1 protein-coding gene is annotated in these 552 nt (G+C 54.0%); it reads right to left on the bottom strand.

Annotation, left to right across the window (positions count from 1 at the left end):
* Positions 1-443, bottom strand: a 443-nt coding sequence (locus ACR1XY_RS24885) for an AAA family ATPase (RefSeq protein ID WP_480597554.1), incomplete at its 3' end; no start/stop codon positions are given.
* Between the last annotated feature and the right edge of the window lie 109 nt (positions 444-552).

Genomic DNA, 552 nt, shown 5'->3' with positions numbered 1-552 from the left:
TCATCCTTCTCATCGAAGAACCCCTTAGGCCAGTCAGAAAGACTGCCATCGCTCTGAAGACGCGGACTTGTAACATGGCTTTCCGCCCCTTCTCGGGTGAAAAAGTGGATCTTGGCGAGGTCGCTTGCCACTTTGCCCCGCCGCACATCTAGTCGAACCCCGTCCAAGAAATGATCGCTATGTGTCTCAACGACCACCTGAACTCCAGCCGCTGCAGCACGGGCCGCAAGTTCACCCATCTTGGTTTGCCCTCGCGGATGAAGGTGCGCCTCAGGGTTTTCGATGATCACGAAGTCTCCTGGTTCCGCGCCGATGAGGGCTGTTAGAACGGGCAGTGCATAGGAGACGCCGAAACCAACATTCGTTGCACGGAAAGGCTTTGAGCCGACGTCACCTGAACGATTGAACGAATACCTTGCTGATACAGCGTCGATTTCTCTCATTTCGGAAATCTCTAGGTTTGCTCCAGGACTCGTTTCTTGTAGCCAAGCGGTCACCTGACCCTCGATCGTCTGGGTTCTTTCTCTGTCTTTAATCCTGGGATCATCTTCG

It is taken from the genome of Ruegeria sp. AD11(2025) (genome assembly GCF_056542405.1).
The sequence above is the reverse complement of the archived record's forward strand: the minus strand, read 5'-3'. Positions and strand labels throughout refer to the sequence as shown.